This window comes from Alteromonas sp. ASW11-130, from assembly GCF_026183735.1.
Classification (GTDB): Bacteria; Pseudomonadota; Gammaproteobacteria; order Enterobacterales; family Alteromonadaceae; genus Alteromonas.
Genome location: NZ_JAPFRE010000016.1, coordinates 265,167 through 281,675, shown reverse-complemented (window position 1 = coordinate 281,675; position 16,509 = coordinate 265,167). Strand labels below are relative to the sequence as shown.

Annotated in this window: 13 protein-coding genes; 9 read left to right on the top strand and 4 right to left on the bottom strand. The window is 42.9% G+C overall.

Annotated features, from left to right (window positions below; genetic code table 11):
- Window positions 1–29: 29 nt before the first annotated feature.
- The 3 genes from OPS28_RS06350 to OPS28_RS06340 all read right to left on the bottom strand — a co-directional run bounded on the left by OPS28_RS06350 (window position 30) and on the right by OPS28_RS06340 (window position 4,999).
- A complete protein-coding gene (locus OPS28_RS06350) occupies window positions 30–1,022 on the bottom strand; it encodes a 2-hydroxyacid dehydrogenase (RefSeq protein WP_265608614.1) in 993 nt (330 codons plus the stop codon).
- 924 nt (window positions 1,023–1,946) lie between these two features.
- Window positions 1,947–2,588: a response regulator transcription factor gene (locus OPS28_RS06345; protein WP_265608613.1), complete on the bottom strand. Its 642-nt coding sequence runs from the start codon at window positions 2,586–2,588 to the stop codon at window positions 1,947–1,949.
- 104 nt (window positions 2,589–2,692) lie between these two features.
- The gene (locus tag OPS28_RS06340; protein WP_265608612.1) at window positions 2,693–4,999 is read right to left on the bottom strand and encodes a TonB-dependent receptor; all 2,307 of its coding nucleotides are present in this window, start codon (window positions 4,997–4,999) and stop codon (window positions 2,693–2,695) included.
- A gap of 235 nt (window positions 5,000–5,234) precedes the next feature.
- Here OPS28_RS06340 and OPS28_RS06335 point away from each other — a divergent pair, with 235 nt between their 5' ends.
- The 6 genes from OPS28_RS06335 (at window position 5,235) to OPS28_RS06310 (ending at window position 11,555) form a co-directional block, all read left to right on the top strand.
- Window positions 5,235–6,530 carry a GntP family permease gene (locus tag OPS28_RS06335; protein WP_265608611.1) on the top strand — a complete coding sequence of 432 codons (1,296 nt, stop codon included), beginning with the start codon at window positions 5,235–5,237 and terminating at the stop codon, window positions 6,528–6,530.
- An 8-nt stretch (window positions 6,531–6,538) separates the two neighbouring features.
- Entirely contained in the window at window positions 6,539–7,726 is a 1,188-nt protein-coding gene (locus OPS28_RS06330; protein WP_265608610.1) for an E22 family MetX-like putative esterase, read from the top strand.
- A 7-nt stretch (window positions 7,727–7,733) separates the two neighbouring features.
- A complete protein-coding gene (locus OPS28_RS06325) occupies window positions 7,734–8,741 on the top strand; it encodes an extracellular catalytic domain type 2 short-chain-length polyhydroxyalkanoate depolymerase (RefSeq protein WP_265608609.1) in 1,008 nt (335 codons plus the stop codon).
- Complete coding sequence (locus tag OPS28_RS06320) at window positions 8,734–9,501, top strand: 3-hydroxybutyrate dehydrogenase (protein WP_265608608.1); 768 nt, start codon at window positions 8,734–8,736, stop codon at window positions 9,499–9,501. The genes OPS28_RS06325 and OPS28_RS06320 overlap by 8 nt, the downstream gene beginning before the upstream one ends.
- A gap of 76 nt (window positions 9,502–9,577) precedes the next feature.
- Complete coding sequence (nadK, locus tag OPS28_RS06315) at window positions 9,578–10,453, top strand: NAD(+) kinase (RefSeq protein WP_265608607.1); 876 nt, start codon at window positions 9,578–9,580, stop codon at window positions 10,451–10,453.
- 103 nt (window positions 10,454–10,556) lie between these two features.
- Window positions 10,557–11,555, top strand: coding sequence for an NADP-dependent oxidoreductase (locus OPS28_RS06310; RefSeq protein WP_265608606.1), 999 nt, complete (start codon window positions 10,557–10,559; stop codon window positions 11,553–11,555).
- Window positions 11,556–11,639: 84 nt separating this feature from the next.
- Here the strand turns inward: OPS28_RS06310 and OPS28_RS06305 are convergent, their stop codons facing one another.
- Entirely contained in the window at window positions 11,640–12,743 is a 1,104-nt protein-coding gene (locus tag OPS28_RS06305) for a serine hydrolase domain-containing protein (protein WP_265608605.1), read from the bottom strand.
- A gap of 599 nt (window positions 12,744–13,342) precedes the next feature.
- Here OPS28_RS06305 and recN point away from each other — a divergent pair.
- From recN to OPS28_RS06290, 3 genes are all read left to right on the top strand, one after another.
- Window positions 13,343–15,028 carry a DNA repair protein RecN gene (gene recN / locus OPS28_RS06300; RefSeq protein ID WP_265608604.1) on the top strand — a complete coding sequence of 562 codons (1,686 nt, stop codon included), beginning with the start codon at window positions 13,343–13,345 and terminating at the stop codon, window positions 15,026–15,028.
- Window positions 15,029–15,120: 92 nt separating this feature from the next.
- Window positions 15,121–15,477, top strand: coding sequence for an outer membrane protein assembly factor BamE (locus tag OPS28_RS06295; RefSeq protein WP_265608603.1), 357 nt, complete (start codon window positions 15,121–15,123; stop codon window positions 15,475–15,477).
- 176 nt (window positions 15,478–15,653) lie between these two features.
- Entirely contained in the window at window positions 15,654–16,316 is a 663-nt protein-coding gene (locus tag OPS28_RS06290; protein WP_265608602.1) for a hypothetical protein, read from the top strand.
- Window positions 16,317–16,509: the final 193 nt, after the last annotated feature.

Here is a 16,509-nt window from a genome sequence, read left to right as displayed (position 1 = left end):
TAGCACAAGAACATGACAAAAAAGTGAGACTAACTTGCCACAACCACATGAACCTGTTTTAAATTACCCTTCGCAAATTGAGCTATATTGTTCATTGTTGTACGGGCGATTTGCTCAAGGGCTTCTTTTGTAAAGAAGCCCTGGTGTCCCGTAATGGTTACATTCGGAAATGTTTGCAGCCGAGCGAAGATATCGTCTTGAATGAAGGTGTCAGAGTAATTTTCAAAAAACAATGTACTTTCTTCTTCATAAACATCTATCCCCAAATAGCCTATTTTTCCTGATTTCAGACCGTCGATCACTGCTTTAGTATCTACTAATCCGCCCCTAGAGGTATTGATCAACATAACCCCGGCTTTCATTTGTGCGATTGCATTTTTATTAATTAAATGGTGAGTTTCAGAATTTAATGGGCAGTGCAGTGAAATAAGGTCAGAACTTGCTAACAATTTGTCTAATTCCACTCGTGGCGGTTCATGAGACCCGGTGGGATGATACTGGGGATCGGATACAATTATATTGCAACCAAAACCCTGCATAATATTAATGAACTTTCGACCTATGTTACCCGCACCGATGACACCAACCGCTTTTTTATACAAATCGAACCCTAATAGGCCGTCTAGCGAATAATCATTTTCACGTATACGATTGTGGGCGCGATGAATATTTCTATTTAGGTCTAGGATTAATGCGCATGCATGCTCAGCTACGGCATGAGGTGAATAAGCGGGTACGCGACATACTGTAATGTGGTGCGCCTTTGCAGCCTCAAGATCAACGTTATTGAAACCAGCACATCGAAGAGCTATGAGCCTTATTCCCTGGTCTCCCAATTGCGCAATAACGTTCGCATTTATGTCGTCATTCACGAAACAGCAGACACCATCAAACCCTTTGGCAAGAATGGCTGTGTCTTGGCTTAGCCTTACTGCGTGGAACTGCATATCGTAGTTAGCGCTGTTAGCCTCAGTTATAAAGCGCTTGTCGTATTTTTTACTACTAAACACGCATATTTTCATTTCACCGCCCCGGGTCTTGATACAAAAATTAGTAACAACAGCATTCGCCGATAACGCATACAAGACACTTGCCCCCTTTGGGGGCTGGATACAAGTTATTCCGTTATATACGAGCAATTTTTATATCTTTGTTGATCACAACATCTTTACTACACCTTATTGCCGCACGAACTACTATTTTAATAATTTTTAGTACATTGGTTAATTTAACCTATCCTTCTTCCATCGCTGTCCATTCGTATTAACGTTCTCAATTAATATATATGAGATAGCACGCTTCGATAAATTATTGCCGCCAGTGAAGATCATAGGATAGTTGCTTTAGTGATTTTTTGGCTTAACAGCCAGTTCTTATACACGTCCGCATCCGGAAGCTCTTTTGCGCAACCCGAATTTGCTTTTAAAACCACATGAATTAACTTTAGCCAGCAGAACTTACTCTGGGAAGTTTTATTGGAAAGTTTTATTTAAGCTTCATAAATTTTTGTAATATGCGGTTCTCTGCATCCCAACCTTTTACGGCGTTGCTTCAAAAATTCAACCAGACGGTCATTCAGGCGCTACAGCGAGACGGTGCAAACATAGATGCTAAGGTTTGTGTCACGAATAGAAATCACCACCGCGGTAGTGAATTTTTAGGTAAGAAAAAGTGAGTCGCTCGATTAACATTAATACTTATGCTTTTGATTATTTATGATTGGATGAACAGGTTTAGTGCTCACAAAGATATTCTTTCCAAAAGTCGAGTTCGCCCCACTCTCATTCTAATCAAACGGGGGAGAATACGCTTCCAGGGTGTAAGATTAAGGCAAACCAGCATCATTAAATACTTTTCTATCGTACGATTCTGCGAACCTGCGTAGCACGCCTACGGCCCCTGGGTTGACGTGACGCTTTTTACTTTTTTATCCAGTTTATTTTTGTTTAGATTTTTTCTATCAACTGCTTAAAGATGATGCCTGCTTGTGTACGATTAATCACGTTCAGCTTGCGAAGCACTGCTGACACATGTTGTTTGACGGTAGATTCAGAAATGTCGAGATGGTAGGCAATTTGTTTGTTTAGCAGGCCGTCTGCAATTAGTTTCAAAACCATGAACTGGTGAGGGGTAAGTTGTGTCATACGTTGGGCAAAATCCTGCTGTTCTTTGTTATGCAGGTCAGGTAATGCACCGCTAATGGTTTGAGGCAACCACTGATCACCTTCAATAATCTGTCTAACGGCATCGTTAAGCACGGGCAATGGGGTGGACTTTGGGATGTACCCGCTTGAACCTAAATCTATTGCTTTACGAATTAACTGTGGATTTTCTTCGGCAGACACCATGACTACTATCACATCTGGAAAACATGCTCTGATTTCACTTAATCCGGTTAAGCCTTCGTTTCCGGGCATATTAATGTCTAAAAACACAACCTCAACGTCAGGATCTGTTTGTAGAATTGAATGCGTTTGCGGATAAGATTCAGCTTCGACAAGGTTTTCGCCAACTATGTCGGCAAGCGCATACCGCATAGCGGCGCGGAATATAGGATGATCGTCAGCAATGAGTACTTTTGGTTGCATGAGGAAATTATGGTGTTTTTTTTACTGTGTAGAATCTGAAGAAAAAATGCAAGAAATTAAAAGAAAGGGCGACTGACTTTATGTATCGCCCTTTCTCGGTTTGGTTAGAATCGATAACCGACTGTAATATGAACAGTGCGCGGATCGCCATAGTATCCAATTAACGTTGTATCGCCGCCGAGGCCTGGGCCCAGTTCACCGGTGTCTGGATCAGGGGTGACAAAGTCATATCCCCCCACCAGGTATTCTTCATCGGTGATATTTTTCAAATGAAGTCCACCGAACCAATTACCATGTACACTTTCCCAGCTCACACTAGCGTTTACCATGCCATAGGCATCTTGTTGAATCAGGTCACTGGTTTCAAATAAAAGATAGCCATCGCGATAATAATAGTTTGCATTAAAGATAAAACTACCCCAGCTCGTATCAAGCAAATAATTAGCGGCGAAGTTAAAGGTATTCTCCGGCGTTGAAGCTAAGCCGATTAAGGGCGGAATTGCATCATTTTTAACGATATCGAAATCAATATAGCCATAAGCAACGTCGAACTGTAAATTGTCTGTTGCCACATAAGTCATCTCAATTTCTATCCCCTGGCCTTCCGTTTCAGCAGCATTTCTTAAGCGTTGCTGTAGCGCAGTTGGATCATCTGAGTCACCTTCAACCCCAATGTATTGGCGATCCTTATGCACATAGCTAAATAACGTGGCATTAAGGCGTAAGCTATCCGTCAGATCTGACTTCATGCCTAGCTCGAACGAATCTACTACTTCAGGCTTTACGCCAGGCTCTGGGCCACTCGCTCGGGGATTAAACGTCCCAGACTTAAAGCCTTGAGAGTAACTGGCGAAAAACATCATGTCACGGTTCATCTGGTACTCAACCCCGACTCTAGGGGTAAAGCGCGACCAACTTTCAACTGCGGGACTATCCAAGACATCGTCACCATTCGCATCTCTACCTAACACTTGCGGTACCAACTCTCCTGCTGGACGCTCGTACCCATCGAACCACCCGGAATAAGGGTATAAATTATAAAACACTAAACCGTTGTTAACGGTCGCTGATTTTTCTTCGTCGGTATAGCGGGCACCTACTGAAACTGAAAGTTGCTCGGTAATATCGTAATTAACTTGAGAATAGACGGCCCAACTTTCACTGTTGTTACAGCCACTGACTTCGCGGGTCAAGCCCGGTGTACTGAATGCTGCACGTCCTAAAAAGCCTAAAATAGCATCAAAGTTTCCACAAGATTCGCCGTCGTAGTAATAGACGCCAGACACCACTGAAAAGTCATTTCCGCTAAAATTAGCTTGCAACTCATGGGTGTCATTTTCGTCTTTGTACTCGGCCGGAACGTCAAAAATATCGAGTGATGTATTATCAAAATCAATATTAGTTGGAGAGTAGCTTTCACGATGAGAACCAATATATTTAAGTTCCAATGCATCATTCACATTATATTGAGCGAGCCAATTGTAACCCTCCAACTCTACTTTGTTCCAGGTAGGTAAGCTGGTATACGAATCAAATTTAGAGTCAGGTACAGGTGCATCGACCAATAAGCTTGGAAGTAGTCTGTAGCCGCCTTTTGCATTGGAATCATCTTCCGTTTTATCCCAACCAAAACGGAAGAATAAATCATCCGTTGCGTGCACTTCTAACGTCAATCGTGCAGCCCATAAATCCTTGTTATAGTTTTCGCGATCCTGATCCGGTAAAGCAGACTGCAAATAGGTTCCAAAGCCATCCCGGCTCAGGTTTGCGTATCCGAACCCCATATACACTACATCTTCGATGACAGGATATTGGCCTGTTACTTTCACATCTTGTTGGTTGTAACTACCTAAAGTAGCCTGCGCAGTAAATTGCGGGTCACCAGACATTTCTTTGGTGACATATTTAACCGCACCGCCAATGGTGTTTTTGCCGTAAAGGGTGCCTTGTGGGCCGCGCAATACTTCGATACGTTGAACATCTAATAAATCTAACACTGCGCCTTGAGGGCGTGCCATGTACACATCATCAATATATATTCCTACGCCGGGTTCATATCCCCAAAGTGGATCTTGCTGACCAACGCCTCGGATAAAAGCAGTTAAAGTAGAGTTTGTACCTCGGCTTGTTTGCAGCGTAGTATTCGGCGAAAACTGTTGTACTTCCGTAAGTACGCTTATTCCTTTTTCGGTCAACTCCCCTGCCCCTATGGAGGTGATAGCTACAGGCACTTCCTGTAATGATTCAGTTGTCTTTCGGGCAGTGACTTCAATTCGTTCAAGCTTTGAGCCTTCCTCTACTAGGCTTTGCTCTTGCGCACTGGCGAAAGAAGTGCTGAAACAGGCAATCGCGACAGCAGTCGCGCAGAGTGTCCTGTTAAAGCCTCTGACGTGTGTTAATGGGTGTTGCATAGCGGTTTCCTATTCGTTTTTGTTCTAGTAAGGCTAAATGGGTAATGTACATGGGTACTTATGTCACGACATCAGCGTAACTGAGTACTTCTCTAACCACTTTAAAACAAGCTAAAATTTTTTTATGTAGTACCATCGTACTATGGGCAAGTGCCTGAGTTCAGTTCACAATTTACTCAAATTCTGACTATCTGTATTTTTCAGATAAAGAGAATAACAATAAGCGGAATACACTATGTTAAGTTTAATAGGCCTGATTGGCGGTCTGGTTTTATTGATTGTACTGACTATTCGAGGAATGAATTTATTCATTGCAGCTCCAGCGTGTGCTTTATTAGTTGCACTCACCAGTGGCTTACCCGTTTTTATTGGTGAAAACAATTTTGTTGAAACCTATATGAGTGGCTTTTCTGGTTTCATTGCCAGCTGGTTTTTCATGTTTTTACTCGGTGCTATTTTCGGTAAATTTATGGAAGACACGGGCGCCGCAGATTCGGTGGCGCGCTGGATCGTCGGTAAGCTTGGTTTTAAACATGCCGTGTTAGCGGTAGTCATGGCGTGTGCCATATTGACTTATGGCGGTGTAAGCGTTTTTGTGGTGGCTTTTTCGGTCTACCCTATGGCGTTGAGCCTGTTTAAAGATGCCAATTTGCCGAGACGCTTTATTCCTGCCACCCTGGCGTTTGGTTCGGTTACCTTCACGATGACATCTGCTGGCTCACCTGAAATCCAAAACTGGATCCCAATTAAGTACTTAGGTACTTCACCGTTTGCAGGATGGGAAGTCAGTTTAGTGGTGGCCATATTCATGGCCAGTTTTGGTTACTGGTGGCTAAAAAAAATGATTGGCAAAGCAGTTGCCAATGGCGAAAAATTTGATAGCCGCGAGTACGACCCGCATATTCCGGAACGTGATTATCCCCATCCGATGACAGGCTTAATTCCTCTTTTTGTTGTACTTATTTTATCTTTTACCTTACATGAAGCACTGGCACAGTTGGCGTTAATTGTGGCATTAGGTGGCGGCGTGTTAACCATAATGCTGATTAACTACAAGCATTTTCACAATATGTCACAGGCGATTAATCTGGGTACAACAGGCGCTTTAATAGCCATCGGCAATACGGCCGCCGTCGTCGGGTTTGGATCAATTGCAAAAAGCACGATTGCCTTCCAGCAGACTGTGGAGTTGATGACACAGATTCCGGGAAATGAATTAATTGGTGCCGCCATTGCGGTCAGTGTTATCGCCGGCTTGACTGGTTCAGCTTCAGGCGGGCAGGCAATTGCACTCCCCTTAGTCGCTCCTCATTATTTGGATCAAGGCGTAGAACCGGACCAATTACATCGAATTGTTTCAATTTCTTCCGGCGCACTCGATTCCTTGCCTCACAATGGCTATGTGGTCACCACTATTCGTGCAATTTGTCATGAAACTCACAAGGCAGCTTATAGCGCTGTAGCCGCTTTAACCGTCGTTGTACCACTTATTGGCCTAGTCATGGCTATCGGTCTGTTTTCGATAATGTGAGGTAAAGAATGTATAAGTTTGCTCTTATCTGGTTAGTTCTGTGCTTATCCACGGTCACCGAAGGAAAACCTGCATCTGAAAATTTATTAGTTGAGAAACAGATATTTACTACACACCAGTTTGAGCTGTTCAACGGTAAAGTGCTACCTGAAGTAAAAGTGGGTTGGGAAAGCTACGGGAAACTAAACGCGGATAAAAGTAATGCGATACTCGTTACCCATTATTTTACCGGTACCTCCCACGCCGCGGGGAAATATCACTCTGACGATGAAACAGCAGGCTACTGGGATGCGATAATAGGGCCGGGTAAAGCCATTGATACCAATCGCTACTTCGTGGTAAGCGTCGATTCACTCGCCAACATTAATGCTTACGATGAGAATGTGGTTACCACGGGCCCAGCCAGTATCAATCCGCAAACGAATCAACCCTGGGGGTTAGACTTCCCTGTGGTGACAATTCGCGATTTTGTCAATATTCAAAAAGCCGTGTTGCAAAGCTTAGGAATAGAAACTCTTCACGCTGTAATCGGACCTTCTATGGGATCAATGCAGGCGTTGGATTGGGCGGCAGCTTATCCAGAACAAGTCAAACGAGTAATCTCTGTGATTGGTTCGGGTGAAAGTGATGCCTGGACCACAGCCATGCTTGAACAATGGACCTTGCCCATTAAGCTTGATCCCAAATGGAATAACGGAAACTATGCCAAAGATCACCCTCCTGTTGAAGGCTTGGTGGCATCTTTAATGTTAATAACTCAACAGGCTCTCACCCCAGCGTTCTTTAATAACCAAGGTAACATGCTTAGTTATGCGCCGCTGGAACGAGGGCCGCTTAACGATATTAACATGTCCCACACTATTGTTAATTGGCTAAAGCAGCGTGCCGCATCAAGAACAGAAAAGATGGATGCTAATTCTCTGCTTTATCTGGCGCGGGCGTGTCAGCTATATGTAGCGGGCCACCAACACTCTTTAAAAAAAGGGCTGAAACGCGTCACCGCGCCCAGCCTGTTTTTACCTTCAGAAAGTGATTTATTATTGATGCCATATCTGGCAGAGGGCCCTCATCAACTATTAAACCAATCCAGCAAACTACTTACTCTTGAAGGTCAATTTGGCCATCTGGAAGGCGTAGTGAATGTTCAGCAACATGCAGAAGCTATCACTACATTTTTAAATAACCCAGTCAGGTAACCTTAATATGAAGATAGCGCACCTTTCTTTACTGTCAGCAATATGCCTGCCCGTGTATGCAATCGCTGATAGTACTTCGGCAAAATTAAAACTCGATTTATCAGACATAACAGTATCGGGTTTGTCATCCGGAGGCTATATGGCAACCCAATTTCACATTGCTCATAGCGATAAGGTCTCAGGCGCTGGAATCATCGCCGCAGGGCCTTACTATTGTGGCCAAAACGATATCACTGTGGCACTCAATCAATGTGTCAGCAAAATGGAAACGCCAGTCGACCTGGCGCTATTAAATAATTCAGCGACGAAGTGGGCTCAAGAAGGTAAAATTCCTTCGCTGGAAAACCTTAAAGGCGATAAGGTCTGGCTGCTGCACGGTACTAAAGATAGTAAAGTAACTCCCGCAGCCACCGAGTTATTACATACGCAATATAAAAACTGGGTGGGCGTACAGAATGTGACATACGTGAATGACAAACCCTTCGCTCATTTATTCCCTACCAAAGAAAAAGGCGGTTCTTGTTTGACATCCGATGCACCTTATCTGGGTAACTGTGATTATGACGCTGCGGGTGCAATGCTTCAAGCCGTCGTGGGTGATTTGGCGCCACCGTCTGGAGAACTTTCAGGGGAAATAGTTGAGTTCAGTCAATCTAAATTAGCTGGCGAATCAGCTAAAACTATGGCCGAAACCGGCTATACCTATATTCCAAAACCTTGTCTTGAAGGCGCAGAGTGTAAAGTCCATATAAGCTTTCATGGCTGTAACCAGTATGCGGAAGCAATAGGAAAAGACTATGTGCTCAATACAGGCATTAACGAATGGGCAGATAGTAACAACATAGTAGTAGTCTACCCACAAACCAAAAAATCTATATTTATGCCCCTTAACCCACAAGGTTGCTGGGATTGGTGGGGGTATACCTCTGCCGACTACGCCACTGCTGATGGTCACCAAATTACAGCGGTAATGACTATCGTCGAGAAATTAGCTGCAGGTGACAATAATGATTAAGCGAAATATTCTGATAACAGGCAGCGCCAGCGGTATTGGATATGGCATAGCAGAACATTTAGCCGCGCAAGGGCATCACGTAGTTTTAGCGGATATAAACCTTGAAGCAGCCACCACAGCAAGTGAAAAATTAACAGCACAAGGTTTACGCGCCACACCAATAGCGTTAGATGTGAGCGACGCTGAGCAAGTACGAAAAACGGCTGAACAATTGTCCTCCACGCCTATCGATATCTTGATAAATAACGCAGGTATTCAGCATGTTTCTAAACTGGAACTTTTCCCAGCTTCAAAATGGCAACAGCTCATTAATGTAATGTTGGTGGGCCCAGCTTTATTGACCCAAGCTTTTTTACCAGGAATGCGTGAACGCAATTTTGGCCGCATTATTAATGTGGGCTCTATCCACTCCGTTATCGCCTCACCCTATAAATCGGCCTATGTGGCGGCTAAACATGGGTTATTAGGCTTTGCCAAAACCGTTGCGTTAGAAACGGGCGATTGTGATGTAACCATCAATACCCTTTGTCCGGCGTATGTTAAAACCCCCTTAGTGGAGCAGCAGATAAAAGCCCAGGCCAAAGAGAATGGCATATCTGAAGACGATGTGATCAATAAAATTATGCTTGAGCCAATGCCTAAAAAAGCTTTTATCAGTATTGATGAGCTGGCAGCGACGGCAAGTTTTTTAATAAGTGACAATGCGCGAAACATCACTGGGCAAACGATGATCCTCGATGGCGGCTGGACCGCACGCTAAAATTTCCTTAAACCCATTTAAATGTGCTAATGTCCAAAATAGAAACCCGATTTTTATTACGGACATCAGCACCTTAATGTTATACAAAACCGTTGGCTTAATTGGTAAACCAAGCCATGAAGCGACCCAAGACAGTCTTGATGAACTTATTGCCTATCTAAAAAACAAAGGGTGTGAAATCCTGATTGAAGAAAGCCTTGGCGCAGAGATGACAGATGCCGATAGTCAGTTTGCTAATTTAGTTACCATCGGTAAACAAGCTGACCTCGCGGTGGTGGTGGGAGGCGATGGCAGCATGTTAGGTGCCGCAAGAGTCCTATCCCGTTTTGACATTCACGTCGTTGGGGTTAACCGCGGTAATCTGGGGTTTCTTACTGATATTAACCCGGACGAAATTTCGTCTCAGTTAGATTTGATTTTTGCCGGCGAAACCGTAGTCGAACAACGCTTTTTACTCGAGGTAGGCGTTTATCGTCACGAACAGTTAAAAAGCAACAATTGTGCTGTAAATGAAGTGGTTCTCCATCACGGTAAGGTTGCCCATATGATGGAATTTGAAATATATATCGATGAACAATTTGTTTTTAGTCAACGCTCTGACGGATTAATCGTAGCTACACCAACTGGTTCCACTGCTTATTCACTTTCTGGTGGCGGCCCCATCATTATGCCTCGACTCGATGCGCTTACATTAGTACCAATGTTCCCTCATACACTCAGCTCCCGTCCCATTGTTGTAGACGCCAATAGTGAAGTCTCTATGCGCGTATCGAAGGTCAATAGCGACAGCTTACAAGTCAGCTGCGACAGCCATATTGTGTTACCTGTTTTACCCGGCGATGAAATTCGGGTGCGTAAGAGTGCCGATACACTGGCGTTAGTACATCCTAAGGGATACAACTACTTCAATGTACTGAGGAATAAGCTGGATTGGGGGAGTAAGCTATATTAGTCATATTTTATTCAGCGTACGATGTATAAATGTTAATGTTGTTAAGTTAGACATCATCCCCACTACCTGTAGATACTAATCAAATTAGATAAGGAAATTATGCATGTCTAACTACCATGAAGTCGTCTTGGTTCAACGTCCTACAGACGGAAAAATCGGCCCTCATTTATTCGAAACCAACAGTAAGCCTATACCGTCGCCTGGTGAAGGGGAAATGCTTATCAAGCAAACCCATATGTCTTTAGATCCCGCTATGCTGGGCTGGATGAGTGACGATAGAGAGAGCTATATTCCACCCGTAGAACTGGGTGAGGTTATGCGCTCAAGCGGTGTAGGCGAAGTGGTAGAGTCAAATCATTCAGACTTTAAAGTTGGCGACAAAGTAATGGGTATGACAGGCTGGCGTGAGTATCTGGTCAGTGATGGACAAGGTTTTAATAAACTACAACCGGGCGTTTCAGAAGAGATGGCATTATGCGTTTTTGCCCTGCCCGGCTTAACCGCTACCACAGGTTTATATAGTTTTGGCGAACCAAAAAAAGGCGAAACACTCGTTGTTACCGGCGCAGCTGGTTCGGTGGGTTCAATTGTGGGACAACTTGCCAAAGCCGACGGTTTGCGAGTCATCGGCGTGGTAGGCACAGATGAAAAAGCTGACTGGATAGTTAACGATTTAGGGTTCGACGGCGCAATAAATTACAAAAAAGATGATCTGGCCGCTAAGCTCGCAGAATTAACACCAGATAAAGTGGATGTGTTTTTTGAAAATACAGGAGGACCTATCCAACAGCATATTTTTAACCGTATGAACGCGCATGGTCGCATTGTAGTGTGTGGGATGATCGCTGACTATCAGTCTGAAAAACCTTCTCCCGGACCTAACTGGATACCGTTAATCAAAAAACGCATCAATGTACGTGGATTCGCCATGCCCGATCACTGGGATGAAATTCCGCAACTTCTCGGAAAATTAACCCCTTACGTTCAACAAGGTAAAATAAAATATCGCGCTCATACTGTAGAAGGATTAGAGAATGCGATCAAAGGGTTAAATATGCTTTTTGAAGGTAAAAATACGGGCAAGATGTTGTTAAAGCTATAGGCGAATAGTCGAATTAGGGAGAGAAAGAGACACTTGTGTCCCTTTCTTCTTTTTAGCAGCTACGTGAAAACTCCATACGGTACTCTATTCCAACCGTTTTCTGTTTCGGTTTAACCCTTCTGCGCCTACTGCGATTTCTTTTAGTTCAAAAGTCATTTTGCGAATAGGAAAAGCGCGTATATTTGCCAGCACTATCACAGTTAATCTGTCATCAATGTAGCGATGCAGGTTTGAATAAAATCCATCCATAGATCCTCCGTGCCGGGTTAACGTGCCCACGGTTTGAATTTGGGCAGCGCGCTGGTACTCTCTAACGCGAAAGCCATACCCATAGTTTCCAAACGCTTCTGATTCTCCAGAAAAAGCAAACTCAATCATTTCTTGCGATAAAAAATTATTTCCATACAAAGCTTGCTCCCATCTAAACAAATCATCGACCGTGGAATAAATATCACCAGAACCTAACGCATAAGAAACAATATTTTCATCATGTTTAACGCCGAAAGCCTCCTTTCTATAGCCTTTAGCTCTATTTGATGGAATATGACCTAATCGCTCCACTCCTGAATTTTTCATGCCCAAAGGCGTAAAAACCAATTCTTGCATTGCCTTTGCATAGCTTTTTTCAGTAATATTTTCGATTACCATCGCAGCCAAATGATGATTCAGGTTGGAGTATTGGTACGCCGAGCCTGGAACAAATGACAATTTCGAGGTATTGATTATGTCCAACATGTCCGCAGACGTAATATCTTTTTCTTCGAACTGAGTTAACCCTTCTAAATGGGGCACCAGGCCTGATTGATGCTTTAATAAAAGATGGAGCGTAAGCTTCTCAGAAAGCGTCTTTTTAAAATCTGGAATATATGTACCAAGCGGCTCGTGTAAATCAAGTTTTCCCTTATCGACAAGCCTAAGTATGGCAACAGCAGTGAATGATTTTGTAAGCGAGCCAATTAAAAACTTCTTACTCACTGTGTTTGGTAAATTTGATTCGATATCTGCGTATCCGTATGCTTTTTTAAGTAATATATTTCCCTTTTCCGCAACCAAAACTACGCCTTGAAATTGCTCCTGTTGAACGTAATGTTGTACTTGTTGATCAAGTTTTTCAGTTAAGATCAGTTCAGCTCTCGCATGAGCTATTCCACACAACATTATTGCTGCCAAAAAAATAAATTTATTCATAGATATGTTTCCTTACCAAAGTATTCTTTCCATTAATCGTAAAGCGCTGTACTGCCGAACTTATACTATCTACGCATGACTAGTCACAAGCGCCATTGACCAACACTATCTGTGCGTGTGCATTGTGCAAGAGCTTGTCCCTTTAAACTCCGAGAAAATCTTTAACGAATGTGATTTATTGATACCACCCTTGCAGGGCAATTGAACTTAATATCCGAATTTTCAATCTGTTAAACGAATAATAGCCAACTTGCGAAAGACTGGACGCCCCGCCTAAAATAATAGTCTGAAGCATTTGTCACCATTCAAAACAAACTGCTATGTCCATCGGTTCAATGAGTTCAGGTTATATTGTTTTACCTAAAGCCCCCCCTAGTTTCGACAGAACTGGTAATTGAGGAGTCAAATGGCAAATCAATAAAATTCATCCCAATTTATTGAGTATTAGGTTTATGCGGTGGGGTTGAATAAAAAGAAAATAGCTATCTATGGATAGGGCCAGAAGGTGAAATTATAGTAATGTCAAAAATTCCACTTTACATTACCGAGATACTGTATATATTTACACTAACTGTATATTTATAAAGTATTGTGAGTATATGCTAGTTCATCTTTCAGTTAAAAATTTCGCTATTGTCAAACAGCTTTCAGTTAGCTTTGAACAGGGCATGACGGCCATTACCGGTGAAACAGGTGCGGGTAAATCCATTGCAATAGATGCATTAAGTTTGTGCTTAGGTGCCCGGGCTGATGCAAATGCTGTGAGAAATGGCGCAGAAAAAGCTGAGATAGTAGCGCATTTTTCGTTGGCTGATAATCAGGCAGCTGTAAAATGGCTTGATGAACTCGAGTTACGTACTGAAGATGAAGCTGATGTATGTTTTATCCGTCGGGTTATTTCTCGTGAAGGCCGCTCAAAAGCGTTTATTAATGGTTCCCCCGTCTCTCTTCAGCAACTTAAGCAGTTAGGCCAATATTTTATCTCTATTCATGGTCAAAACGCCCATCTGCAACTGCTTAAAGAAGAGCATCAACGCCAATTGGTAGACAGTTTCGCCAAGCACGATAATTTATTACTGGCAGTGAAGCAGGCTTATCGAGACTGGCAGACAATTCAATCTGAACATATACGTTTGCAAGACGAAGCGCAAACGCGCACCGATCGCCAGCAATTGTTAGCATACCAAGCGGCGGAGCTGGATGAATTCGGCTTAGCTGAAGACGAATTTGCCGAGCTTGAAGTAGAGCACAAGCGGGTAAGCAATAGTCAAGCTCTGCTAGAAGAAGCGCAACACAGCGTATTTACACTTTACGAAAATGACGATGCCAACGCCCTATCAATGATTCAGGGGGCACTGGATAAGCTTGAACAATTGCAAGAAAGCGACGCAAACCTGGCCCCCGTTGTCTCAATGCTTAACGAAGCGTCTATTCAGGTTGAAGAAGCCGCGAAGGAATTGCGTCGATACTGTGATAAGTTTGATTTAGATCCGGAACTAATACAAGAGGTTGAAGCGAGATTCGCTAAAACGATGGAATTATCGCGTAAGCATATGGTGCCGCCAGAAGAGCTATATCGTCATCACCAAACTATTTTGTCAGAACTTAACGTTTTGCAAGCTGACGAGACAAAGCTGGAGGGATTGCAACAACAAGTAGATGATGCGCGTACCCATTATCTGGCACAAGCGAAACAATTGACCGAATCGCGCCAAGAAGCAGCACAAAAGCTAAGCACTTCCGTGGAAAAACAAATCAAGCAAATGAATATGCCTCACGCCCAGGTGAGTATTGATGTAACGACTCGGGAAGATATACGCCCGGGAATAAACGGAGTAGACGAGGTTGTATTCAAAGTATCCACTAACCCTGGCCAATCCCTTGAGAAGCTCGAAAAAGTGGTCTCCGGTGGAGAACTCTCACGTATAGGTCTAGCGGTACAGGTTATAGCGCAAGATAGTCATGTTACGCCAACTATGATTTTTGACGAAGTGGATACAGGTATAAGTGGACCCACCGCCTCAATCGTCGGTAACTTGTTGCGACAGTTAGGAACGAAGTCTCAAGTAATGTGTGTAACTCACTTACCACAAGTTGCTGCTCAGGCGCATAACCAACTTTTTGTAACGAAAGTCAGTACCGAAGAGCAAACTGAAACACGCATCCTCCCTTTGACAAAACAGGATCGTATAGATGAGTTAGCTCGGCTATTAGCTGGCGATAAAGTAACAGATACTGCCCTGGCCAACGCGCGGGAATTATTGAAAAGTGTTGAATCGAACTAATAAGCAGTTGATTGGTCCTATCGTACGGGGTAGCATGCTTCCCCGCTAAATTACAAAATTAACGATAAGGCTTGTCCGCGGATCTGTATGTCATGAAGTTGTTACAATCATTATTTATTATTACTTTTATAAGCAGTCTGGCAGGCTGTACTGATTGGATTTATCGAATCGATGTTCCTCAAGGTAACTTCCTTGAAGAAAAAGATGTCAAAAAGTTACGCATTGGCATGTCTAAAGAACAGGTCATCTATGTATTGGGCCGTCCAGTCGTCAAAGACTCGTTTAATCATGATACTTGGTATTATGTATATGATATGAAAAGAGGAATGAGCAAGCGAGGTGAAGATTTTCAGAAACGCCTTATTATTCAGTTTGAAGAAGACAAGCTAATATCAGCAGAAGGCGATTTTGAGTTATCTGACGACTTCAACACCCCTCTAGATAAATAATTGACCAATTTTAGCCTGGAAGACCATTAATTAGTATTTCAGGCTACCCTTCTATTTATTGCACCCGCATTAAGCTAGCTAACCAACTGATTTTTATATAATTTAATTAGTGGCATGCTGACTGCTAACATCTGATACAAAAGCTAATTAAATTATAAAAACAGTCAGGAAATGATATGCAATTTAAATTATTCGTACCCGTTTTAGCTTCTGCTTTATTAAGTGGTTGTATTATCCACGTTGGTGATGGCTACCGTGAAAAAGCGGGCAGCTCCATTAGTACCGTTTTAGGAGGTATCGATATCGAAGAAGGGTATCTCGTAGGCGATTTATCCACGGTAAACGGTGGTATTAAATTGGAAAACAATGTAGTTGCTGAAGACGTTGACACCGTAAATGGCGGTATTGAAATGGGCGATAATGTCAGTATAAAAGACGCCAATGTTGTGAATGGCAATATTGAAGCTGGAAGAAATCTTCGCGCCGATGGAGATATTACCACCATTAATGGCGATATATTGTTAAAATCCGGTGCTGATATAAAGGGTGATATCGAAACGGTTAATGGTGATGTTAGCTTAAATGCTGCCCGGGTCGGCAGAGATATCACGACACGCAATGGCGATATCGAACTGACTGAAGCAACAACGGTAATGGGTGATCTTGTGTGGCAAAAAAGTGATAACAATAGTTGGACCGATAACGCCAGTATCCCTGTTCTTAGAATAAGTGCGGATAGCATCGTAGAAGGGGAAATCAAACTATATCGAAAGGTCGAATTAAAACTGGATAACCCCTCCCTTAAAACAAAAGTGCGTTATCTCTATTCTCAAGAATAATATGGATTGCCGGTTATTTTAAATAATTTTGTTTGGGCAACCCTGAAAAAACACTTGATTACAGTTGTAGTTTAATCATGATTACAACTGTAGTTTAATTGTCGGATGTTTCGTTTGTTAAAGGTATTAGCAACGGTTTTCATAGGGTTATTGTTCTTAACTGCCTGTTCGACCACGACGGTTCATTTAAATA